The organism is Streptomyces sp. NPDC039480, from assembly GCF_055597165.1.
In genome coordinates this window covers 1,448,054-1,457,101 of record NZ_JBVITX010000001.1, presented here as the reverse complement: position 1 = coordinate 1,457,101, position 9,048 = coordinate 1,448,054, and the positions used below count along the sequence as shown (strand labels likewise).

The window sequence follows — 9,048 nt, the reverse complement described above, 5'->3', positions numbered from 1 at the left end:
CCGTTCTTCTACAACATCTGGAAGACGGCCAAGTACGGCAAGAAGATCGAGGTCGACGACCCGTGGGGTTACGGCCGTTCGCTGGAGTGGGCGACCTCCTGCCCGCCCCCGCGCCACAACTTCCAGACGATTCCCCGTATCCGCTCGGAGTCACCGGCGTTCGACCTGCACCACCCCGAGATCGCGGCGACCGAACAGCGAGCCCTGCGATGACGGCGATGGACGACCGCCCGGTGCGCGTACGGGCCTTCATCAACGACGTCGAGGGCCACCTCCTCGTGGCGGCCGCCCGCGCCGACGGCCGCACGGCGGCCCAGCACTTCACCGAGCGGCTGCCCTGGCTGACCGACACCCAACGCGCCGAGGTGGAACGGCTCTACGCCGAGGAGCACCTGTCGCTCACCCGGCACGGCTGGCAGCACATCGCCCGGCGCGCGTGCCAGCTGCGCGCCGAGTACGAGGAGACGTACCGCACTCTGCGGCGGCGGCTTCTCCTGCGGAGCCTGTGGGGCCTGCTGGGTCTGGCCGTGGCGCTGGCCCTCACGCTGGCGGTCCTGACGGCGGGAGGAGTGCTTTAGATTTCAATGAGGCAGAATGTTCCCCCTGGTAGGAGTCTTATGGGGGGTTCTGTGCTGCTGGTCGATCTGTCCACCGTGGCGCCGCGCGAGCGCGCGGACGCCTTCCACCACGCACTGACCGATTCGTCGGTGCCCAACGAGGTCGTCCACGAGGAGCCCGAGACGGGCATCCACGCCCGTATGGAGCTGTGGCGCGTGGGCGGCCTCGACCTCTTCGCCACCCGCAACTCGGGCTTCGAGGTGCGGCGGAACGAACGGCACGTACGCCACCACCGCAGCAACCCCGTGATCTCCGTCTCGCTCCAGCTGTCGGGCGCCCACCGCGCCGAGGTCGCGGGGCGGCAGCGGGTCCTCGGCCCGGACGACATCTGTGTCTTCCACGAGCTGTCGCCCCGCGTCTACGGCTGGTCGGGCGACGGCGCCTCCCAGGCCATGATGTTCGACGTGAACCGCCTCGACGTACCGGTGGACACCGTCGAGCAGGCCTCGCACCGGCTGCGCGCGAGCCCGATGTACGACCTCGTCCTCAACCACCTGCGCGGTGTGTGGCGCGACCCCGCGCGCCTCGAAGCCGACCCCGGCGCCGGGGCCCTCGCCACGGCCACCACCGAACTCGTCCGCGCGCTCCTCCTCTCGGCCGCGCACGCCGAGGACTCCCCCGCCGTCCGTTCGACGATGGACGACACGCTGGTCACCCGGATCCTCGCCTACGCGCGCCGCCACCTCGCGGACCGCGACCTCACGCCCGAACGGATCGCGCAGGAACACGCCGTCTCCGTCCGGAGGCTCTACGTCCTGCTCAACGGCGCGGGCATCAGCCTCGAACAGTGGCTCATCACCGAACGCCTCGCCAAGGCACGCGAGATGCTGGCCGCGCCCCGCTACGACCGCCTCACGGTCGCGGCGGTCGCCGCACGCTGCGGGTTCAGCAGCCCGAGCCACTTCAGCCGCCGCTTCCAGGCCGCCTACGGCGCGTCCCCCAGCGAGTGGCGCCGCCACCGCGACGGCCCCGGTGCCAAGGAGATCGACGCCACCTGACGCGGCCGGGGATCAGGCCGCGTGCAGTGCGGCGTGCAGAGTGTCCGTCACCTGGATGCGGGCCGCCCTGGAGGCCTCCGTGCGGCGCAGCAGGTCGAACAGGACGAAGCCGTGGATCGTGCCCTGGTAGCGGAGCGACACGACCGGCACGTCCGCCTCTCGCAGGCGCGCCGCGTACGCCTCCCCCTCGTCGCGGAGCACGTCCGCCTCCGCCGTGAGGACCAGCGCCGACGGCAGCCCGCGCAGCCGGCTCACCGGGGCGCGCAGCGGCGAGACCGCGCCGTGCGTCCGGCTCTCCCGGTCCGGCGCGTACTGCCGCCAGTACTCGCGCATGGCGGCGCGGCCGAGGAAGTACCCCTCCGCGAACTGGCCGTAGGACGGGGTGTCCATCGCCGCGTCGGTCACCGGACAGACAAGGACCTGGTGGCGGAAGCCGGGCCCGCCGCGCTCGCGCGCCGCGAGGGTGAGGGCCGCCGCCTGCTGGGCGCCCGCGCTGACGCCGACGACCGCCATCCTGCTCCCGTCCAGGCGGCATTCGCTGCCGTGCCGGGCGACCCACCGGGCGACGGTGTAGGCACGCTCCACGGCGTGCGGGTGCCGCGCGTCCTCCGGTACGTCGTACTCGGGAACGACGACTGCGGCGTCCGCTCCGAGCACGAGGTCCGCCACCAGCCGCCGGTGCGCGTACGCGTCCGTCAGCATCCAGCCGATGCCGTGCAGGTACAGCACGACGGGCAGGGGCTCGTCCGTGCCGGCGGGGCGCAGGATCCGTACCCGGATCCGGCTCCCGTCGGGGCCCGGCAGGGCGAGCCACTCCTCCTCGACATCCGGTTCGTCGCCACCGCCGCCGTCCCAGAGGGCCGCGACGCGGGCCCTGGACGCGACGGGGTCGGTCTCCGACGGCACCGGGCACGCGTGCGCCTCGGCGAAGGCGCGCGTCCATCGTTCGAGGACAGGTGTCTCCCGGGCGGCCGGAACGTCTGCTTCCACGGGGACTCCTGCACGAGGGGCGGATCACGGGGCCGTTCGCGGCTCCGCCGGGCACGGAGTACTCACCCTAGGACGCCGTCGGCCCGGAAGGGGCGCGGCCACCTTACGGATCCATGCCGCTGCGTGCACACTTCGGCCGCCCACCCGCCTTCGTCACACCGAAGGGCAGTCATATGACCTAACGCCTCCCCCGGTCGTCGGCCGAGACTCGCGGCAGGGCCGTGGGCCAGGGGCGACCGTCCCCCTCTGCCACGCACCGTGCACCGGCCCGGGGACGGACGAAGGGAGCCCTCCGTGAGCGCTCGATCCGCAACGGCCGTGGCACCGGGCCCGGTCACCGAGACGTCGACCGACGTGGAAGCCGCCGTCTCCCGATGGCTCACGCCGGTCGTCGAATCCACCGACCCGGCCGGGCGCGCCGACGGCGCCGTGACGCTCCACCACTTCGGATACGTACGCGTGCTCACGCTCACCTGTGAGGCGGCCGGGCCGCTGCGCCTCGTCCGCAGCGCCCGCTCTGCGGCGCGGGACTCCGGGGACGCGGTCGCTCTCCTCGTCCCCCGCGAAGGGACCCTACGGCTGGCCCAGGACGGGCGCGGCGCAACCGTGTCGAGCGGTGAGCTGGCCCTGATCGACCTGCGCCGCCCCTTCTCCATCGAGCACCAGGAGCGGGCCCGGACCCTCATCCTCCGCCTGCCCCTGCACGCGCTGCACCTCCCGGCGGTCCCCCTGCGCTCCCTCACGGCCCGCGCCGTCACTCCGTCGGAGGGCGCGTCCGCGCTCCTGCCGGCGCTGCTCCCGCGGCTGGACGCGTCGGGGACCCGGGTGCCGGCTCAGGTGGGCGAGCGGCTCGGGGGCGTCATCGCGGACCTGGTCGCCGGTCTGGTCGAGGACCTCGCCTCGGACGCGGAGGGCCCACCGAGTCCGGACCGGCACCCTCTCCTCGTCACGGTCCTCGACTACATCGAGAACCACCTCGGCGACCCCGACCTGTCCGCCGAACGCATCGCCGCGGCCCATCTCATCTCGGTCCGCTACCTCCACCGCCTCTTCGAGGCCGAGGGCGTGACCGTGGGCCGGCTGATCCAGCGTCAGCGCGTCGAGAAGTGCGCCCAGGAACTCGCACGGCGCGGACGGGTGAGCCCGTCCATCGCCGTGGTGGCATCCCGCTGGGGCTTCCGCAGCCCGGCCCACTTCAGCCGCGCCTTCAAATCCGTCCACGGCCACTCCCCACAGCAGTGGCGCCGCCTGACGACCTCCTCGCCGGAGGCGGAATCCCGCTGACCACTGCGGCACCGAGCGTTCGCCGCTCCTGCCGGCAGAGGCAACCGGCCGGGGGCTACTCGGCGGGTCTCGTTCTGCCGTCGCGCCAGGCGCTGGGTGACATGCCGTAGGCCGCGCGGAAGCTGCGGCTGAAGTGGGTGGCGCTGGCGAAGCCCCAGCGGCGGGCGACCGCCGAAACCGTGATGTCGTCGCGCCCGGGGCGGGCGAGTTCCCGCCGGGCCTCCTCCAGGCGGCGGCGCTGGATCCACCGGCCGACCGTGCTGTCCCGGCCTTCGAAGAGCTTGTGCAGATAGCGGATCGAGATGTGCTGGGCCTCGGCGACGCTCGCCGGGGTCAGGTTTCTGTCCCACAGGTTGGCGTCGACGTACGCGTGCAACCGGCCCAGCAGGGCCTCACGTTCCTGCCCACCCTCCCGCAGCCCGGGGCCGCTGTCCCGCGGCCCGCTCCCCGCGTCCTCGACGGCGAGCAGCCCGACCAGGTCGGCGACGGTCCCCGCGAGGCGGAGCTCGGACCGTGGCGCGTGCCCGGGCCGTGCGCCGGCGATGTCCCGCAGCAGCGGACCGAGCAGCGGCGCGACGGTCCCGTCGGCGAAGGGGGCCCGGCCGCCCAACTCCCGTACCTGCCCATCGGTGAGGGTGAGCGCGCGCCGCGGAATCCGTACGAGGTGCAGTTCGAAGTCCCCCTCCTCGTCCAGGACGAAGGGCTCCCCTCCGTCGCAGGCGAAGAGGTCACCCGGCAGGCAGATCTCGGTGCTGCCCCGCCGGACGAGGGTGGCCCGGCCGAGGCTGTGGATGCCGAGGAGGACGTACGGTTCGGTCACCGCTTCGTCCTCGGGGTCGTGCCGCACGGACTGCACTGTTCCCCGCACCGTACGCACGTGGAGGAAGCCGAGCGTGCGGGAGGTATGGGTGTCGCACGTGGCGGTGGGGCTGTGGGTCATGATCGTTGTCAGGCTCATACGGAGTCAGCCTGGGGTGGCCGGCCGTCGATGACGAGAGCGTGCGGCCTTCCCTGCGGGCAGGGGCACGAGCCGTGCACGGTGGGGCATCGCGGCGGTGCCACGGTGGTTCAGAGGCGGTGGGTACGCGACGGAATGCGGTGCCGCGGGACGAGGGGAAGGTCATGGGGAGCGGACAGGGCGACAGGACACTTGTCGGCCGTCAGCGCGAACAGGCGCTGCTGGAACGGTCCCTGGAGCGTGCGCGGGCGGGAGCGGGCGGCTCGGCGACGGTGCTGCGCGGCGACGCAGGCATCGGGAAGACCACCCTGCTCGACTGGACGGCGACGCGCGCGGCGCGGGATGCCTTCACGGTCCTGCGCGTCGCGGGCAATGAGGCGGAGTCCGGTGTCGCCTTCGGCGCGCTGCACCACGTACTGCGGCCGCTGCGCGAGAACTCCCGCGCCCTGCCCCCGCACCAGCGGCTCGCGCTCGAACGGGCCCTCGGCCTGCGGGACAGCCTGCCCCCGGAGGGCTTCATGCCGGAGGGCCATCTGCCGGAGGGCTTCATGGTGGGCGCGGCGGCGCTGGCCCTGCTCGCGGAGGAGGCGCGCCGCCGTCCGGTGCTCGTCCTCGTCGACGACCTGCACTGGGTGGACCCGTCGAGCGCTGCCGTCTTCGTCTTCCTGCACCAGCGGGTCGCCGAGATTCCCGTGGTCATGGTGTGCACGAGCCGCCCCGACCACTCCGCCCTTGAGGGCTGGCCGACCCACCCGGTGGACGTCGAGGCGCTGTCGGGCGAGGACTCCCGCACTCTGCTGCGGCGCTGGCACCCCGGGCTCGCGGCTGCCACCGCCCGGCGTGTGATGGACGAGGCCGCGGGCAATCCGCTGGCCCTGGCCGAGCTGCCCGGCCAGTTGGCGGCCGAGCACCGCACGGGCGTGGTGCCGCTGCCGGAGAGGCTGCCGCTGGGCGAGCGCCTGGAGGAACTGTTCGCCCGGCGGCTGCGGTCGCTCCCCGAGAGCGCGGCACGGGCCCTGCTGCTCGCCGCGCTGGACGGCACCGCCACCATCGGGCATGACACAGACGGGGACGACACAGGCGGGCAGGGGGCCGACCAGGACCGTGCCGAACGGGTTCTCGGCCGTATCGAGGCGAGCGGTCTCGCCCGGCTGGACTCCGTGGGGCGGCTGGTGTTCCGGCATCCGCTGGTACGCAGCGCGGTGATCGCCTCCGCATCGGCGGCCGAGCGGCGCGCCGCCCACCGGACGCTCGCGCGGCGGCTGCGCGAGGACGACCCGCGTCGGCTGCTGCACGAGGCGTCCGCCGCGGACGGGACGGACGAACGGCTCGCCGCGCGGCTGCAGGAGGCCGGGACCCGCATCGCGCTGCGCGGCGGTGACGCGGAGGGAGCGCTGCTGCTCGACCGCGCGGCTGCTCTCGGCGCCGACCCCGGCGACCGGGCGCGGCGGCTGACATGGGCCGCCGTCATGTCGGCCCGGGGAGGACGCCTCGCGTACGCGGCGGAACTGGTGAGGGAGATCCGGCGCGGGCCGGTGCCGAAGGACATCGCCCCGTTGTTCGCCTACGCGGTGGTGTACGTCGACCAGAGTCATCACGTCGACTTCGCCTCGTCGTTCGCGCTGCTGCCCGGCGCCCTGGCCGCGCTGACCGCGCCCGGCGCCCCGGTGTTCGGCGATCTCGTCGAGCAGATGGCGTTCAAGCTGCTGCTGGCCTCGGCCTACACCGGCGACCCGCGGGGGTGGGAGACGCTGGAGCGGCATCGCGAGCACCTCTCCCCCTCGGCCCAGCTCTGCCACCGCGCCTGGTCGGACCCGCCGCGCACGGCGCACGGCGCGGAGGCGGAGCTGCGCGGCCTGGTGGCGCGGATGGCGGTGCAGCGGGAGACCGCCGGTGCGTGGCTGCTGTTGTGGGCGGCGTCGGCGGTGGACGCGGCCGACGAGAAGCTGTGGCGGCTCTTCAACGACGAGCACACGTACGCCACGCAGGGGTCCGTCGCCAAGGCGCGGTGCCATCAGGCGTTTCTGCGGGGCCGTTGGGACGCCGCGGAGGCGTGTCTGCGCGAGGCCGACATCGCCGAGGAACTGGGCTACCACTGCAATGCCCTGCTCTTCCGGCACTACTACGCACACTTCGTGGCGGGCCGTGGCGACGAGCGGGGGCTGCGGGCGGTGCGGGCCCGCGTCGAACCGGCGGCGGCGCGAGCCCGGATGCGGTTCGTCACCGACCACCTCGACCGCCTCGAAGCCCTCGCCGCCCTGGCGCACGGGCGGTACGAGGAGGCGTACGCCCTGCTGCGGCGCTTGATGGCGCCGGGTGAACTGCCAGGCGGCCTGGCCTGGTTCCACCTCCCCTTCTTCGACTTCGTCGTCGCGAGCCTGCGCTGCGGCCGCCGGGCGGAGGCACTCGCCCACGTCGCGGCCGGACGGGCGGCGGTGATGGGCTCCATCTCCGCGCACCACGCCTTCCTGCTGGCCGCCGCCAGCGCGCTCACCGCCGACGACGAGGAGGCGGACGCGGCGTACGCGGCGGCCTATGCGGTGCCGGGCGCCGGCGAGTGGGTCTTCGACCTGGCGCGCCTTCGCCTGTCGCACGGCACCTGGCTGCGCCGCCGGGGGCGGTGCGCCGAGGCGACGGAGCCCCTGCGCGCCGCGGCCCGCACCTTTCAGGAACTGCGCGCAGACCCCTGGCTGGCACAGTGCCGGGCGGAACTACGGTCCGCGAACCGCTTCCGGGTCTCCGTACCGGTTTCACCCCCTGCGGCCGCGGGGGCTCTACCGACCGTCCCGGCCGGCGTGCTCACGGCCCAGGAGCTGCGCATCGCCCGCCTCGTCTCCACCGGTCTGACGAACAAGCAGGTCGGCGCAGCCCTGCACCTGTCACCACGGACGATCGGCGCCCACCTCTACCGGATCTTCCCCAAGCTGGGGGTCACTTCACGGGCCGCCCTGGCGAGGGCGTTGCCCGGGCCGGACTCCGGACGAGCCGGTCACCGCGCCACGCGGTAGCGGAGATAGACGACCTTGGAGTTGAAGGTGCGGGTCTCGGCCAGTTCGAGGTTCACCCGGCGCTCGTTCCGGGGGAAGAACGGGGTACCTCCGCCGACCAGTACCGGGTGGACCACGGCCCGGTACTCGTCGATCAGATCCGCCGCGGCCGCCTCGGCGGCGAGAGTCGCGCCGCCGATCGCGATGTCGCCCTCCCCCGGCTCGGCCCGCAACCGCTCGATCTCCTCCGCCACACCGCCGGAGAGCAGGCGGGCATTACCCTGCACCGACGACAGCGTCGTGGAGAACACCACCTTCGGGAGCGGATTCCAGAGCGAGGCCCACTCGAGCATGGAGTCGTCGAGCGAGGGATCCTGGTCGGCGGTCTCCCAGTACAGCATCGTCTCGTACAGCCGTCGTCCCATCAGGTGGACGCCGACGTCCCGGATCTCGTCGATCCAGAAGCGGAAGACGTCCGCGTCGGGCTCCGTCCAGTCGAAACCGCCGTCCGGACCGACGATGTAGCCGTCGAGCGAGACGCCCATCGAATAGGTCACGCTGCGCATCAGAAGTCCTCCTCGGTGACGGACCGCCCGGGCCGCCCGTACGGCCGCCGGACGCACCGGTGGCGTCAGGGGAAGTACAGGGACGCCTTCTCCAGGACGTGACGCGTGAACATGCCGCCCCACGCGACCCCGCCCCGGTACATGGTGACCCGGGTGGCTCCCGGGGCCGTCTCCACCGTGAGGGGTCGGCCGATCACGGACGTTCCCAGGATCCGGGCGTCTCTGGCAGCCCACTCTCTCGCGGACGGCCGGACGTCGCCACTGACGAGAGCGGGCAGGACCATCATCGCGTTGCGGGCACCGGGCAGACCGCTCCGGAGGCTCTGCGCATAGCTCAGGGCCCACCCGGTGAACTCGCCCAGCGAGGCGTCGTCGACTTCGGGGACCGCGGCGGCGAGGACGAACAGCTCCACCTTCGTGCCGAACCACCGCGCTTTGCGGTCTGCTCGACTGCCGATCGACACCGGGTGGTCGCGCCAGGTGGTCGCGGTCACCCCGCATCCGTCGGCCGCCAGCCGCTCACGAAGTGCCTCCACGTAGGTGCCGGCCGCGTCGGCCGGTGGTGCCCCGTCGGTCCGCTGCTGAGTCATGCGGGGATCATCCAGCACAAGGGGGGCATGGGGAAGACGGTTCGCCGATCGGCCTGC

General features: G+C 73.4%; 8 protein-coding genes and 1 pseudogene. 5 read left to right on the top strand and 4 right to left on the bottom strand.

Going from position 1 to position 9,048, the window contains the following annotated elements:
* The 3 genes and pseudogenes from ACZ56E_RS05885 to ACZ56E_RS05875 form a co-directional block, all read left to right on the top strand.
* A pseudogene (locus tag ACZ56E_RS05885) lies at nucleotides 1-213 on the top strand (aa3-type cytochrome oxidase subunit I); the annotation flags it as partial.
* Between the two features lie 5 nt (nucleotides 214-218).
* The gene (locus ACZ56E_RS05880; protein ID WP_471211439.1) at nucleotides 219-578 is read left to right on the top strand and encodes a hypothetical protein; all 360 of its coding nucleotides are present in this window, start codon (nucleotides 219-221) and stop codon (nucleotides 576-578) included.
* A 39-nt stretch (nucleotides 579-617) separates the two neighbouring features.
* Entirely contained in the window at nucleotides 618-1,616 is a 999-nt protein-coding gene (locus ACZ56E_RS05875) for an AraC-like ligand-binding domain-containing protein (protein ID WP_471211437.1), read from the top strand.
* A gap of 12 nt (nucleotides 1,617-1,628) precedes the next feature.
* On the opposite strand, the gene ACZ56E_RS05870 is transcribed toward ACZ56E_RS05875, so the two are convergent.
* A complete protein-coding gene (locus ACZ56E_RS05870; protein WP_471211435.1) occupies nucleotides 1,629-2,606 on the bottom strand; it encodes an alpha/beta hydrolase in 978 nt (325 codons plus the stop codon).
* A 294-nt stretch (nucleotides 2,607-2,900) separates the two neighbouring features.
* Between ACZ56E_RS05870 and ACZ56E_RS05865 the strand changes: the two genes are divergently transcribed.
* Nucleotides 2,901-3,890 carry a helix-turn-helix domain-containing protein gene (locus ACZ56E_RS05865; RefSeq protein ID WP_471211433.1) on the top strand — a complete coding sequence of 330 codons (990 nt, stop codon included), beginning with the start codon at nucleotides 2,901-2,903 and terminating at the stop codon, nucleotides 3,888-3,890.
* 55 nt (nucleotides 3,891-3,945) lie between these two features.
* Here ACZ56E_RS05865 and ACZ56E_RS05860 read toward each other — a convergent pair whose 3' ends face one another.
* Nucleotides 3,946-4,848 carry a helix-turn-helix domain-containing protein gene (locus tag ACZ56E_RS05860; protein WP_471211430.1) on the bottom strand — a complete coding sequence of 301 codons (903 nt, stop codon included), beginning with the start codon at nucleotides 4,846-4,848 and terminating at the stop codon, nucleotides 3,946-3,948.
* A 164-nt stretch (nucleotides 4,849-5,012) separates the two neighbouring features.
* Here ACZ56E_RS05860 and ACZ56E_RS05855 point away from each other — a divergent pair, with 164 nt between their 5' ends.
* Nucleotides 5,013-7,856, top strand: a complete 2,844-nt coding sequence (locus ACZ56E_RS05855; protein ID WP_471211427.1) for a helix-turn-helix transcriptional regulator — start codon at nucleotides 5,013-5,015, stop codon at nucleotides 7,854-7,856.
* Here the strand turns inward: ACZ56E_RS05855 and ACZ56E_RS05850 are convergent.
* Together ACZ56E_RS05850 and ACZ56E_RS05845 are read right to left on the bottom strand one after the other, a co-directional pair.
* The gene (locus tag ACZ56E_RS05850; RefSeq protein ID WP_471211425.1) at nucleotides 7,838-8,401 is read right to left on the bottom strand and encodes a dihydrofolate reductase family protein; all 564 of its coding nucleotides are present in this window, start codon (nucleotides 8,399-8,401) and stop codon (nucleotides 7,838-7,840) included. The two genes, ACZ56E_RS05855 and ACZ56E_RS05850, sit on opposite strands and share 19 nt — an antisense overlap.
* Nucleotides 8,402-8,466: 65 nt before the next feature.
* Nucleotides 8,467-8,991: a hypothetical protein gene (locus ACZ56E_RS05845; RefSeq protein WP_471211423.1), complete on the bottom strand. Its 525-nt coding sequence runs from the start codon at nucleotides 8,989-8,991 to the stop codon at nucleotides 8,467-8,469.
* Between the last annotated feature and the right edge of the window lie 57 nt (nucleotides 8,992-9,048).